This window comes from Streptomyces capoamus (assembly GCF_014654935.1).
Taxonomy (GTDB): Bacteria; Actinomycetota; Actinomycetes; order Streptomycetales; family Streptomycetaceae; genus Streptomyces; species Streptomyces capoamus.
Map to the genome: position 1 here is coordinate 69848 of NZ_BNBF01000006.1, position 487 is coordinate 70334.

At 73.1% G+C, this 487-nt stretch carries 1 protein-coding gene; it reads left to right on the forward strand.

What is annotated here, in order from left to right; genetic code table 11:
• Nucleotides 1-200, forward strand: a 200-nt coding sequence (locus tag IE312_RS39640) for an isocitrate/isopropylmalate family dehydrogenase (RefSeq protein ID WP_268254311.1), incomplete at its 5' end; no start/stop codon positions are given.
• Nucleotides 201-487 lie beyond the last annotated feature (287 nt).

A 487-nucleotide genomic window follows, 5' to 3' on the forward strand; every position in this document is an offset into this window, starting at 1 on the left:
CGGACATCGCCGGCCAGGGCAAGGCCGACCCCACCGCCACCGTCCTGTCCGTCGCCCTGCTGCTGCGCCACCTGGGCCACGACAGCGAGGCCGACCGCATCGACGCGGCGGTCGCCGCCGACCTCACCGAGCGCGTCGGGCGGCCCGCCCGGTCCACCTCCGAGATCGGCGACGCGCTCGCCGTACGCGTAGCCGGCTGACCCGCCGCGCCGTACCGAGCCGCCGGGTCGCAACCGCACCCGGCGGCTTTTCCTGTGCCTCGCCGGGTGCCACCATCAACCCCTGGGCCGCTTTCACCCCGATTCCGTCCGCCACCGCGCCCGCGCGATAATCGAACGCGGGGCCGCGATATGAGGGAATGCTCGGACGTCCTAGCACTGGCGACCGGCAGTACAGGCGTGAGCGCGGCCCGTCACTACAACCGGTGAAGGACACCACATGACGACGCCCACGATCGAGCTCAAGCCCTCCGCCAGCCCGCTCGCCG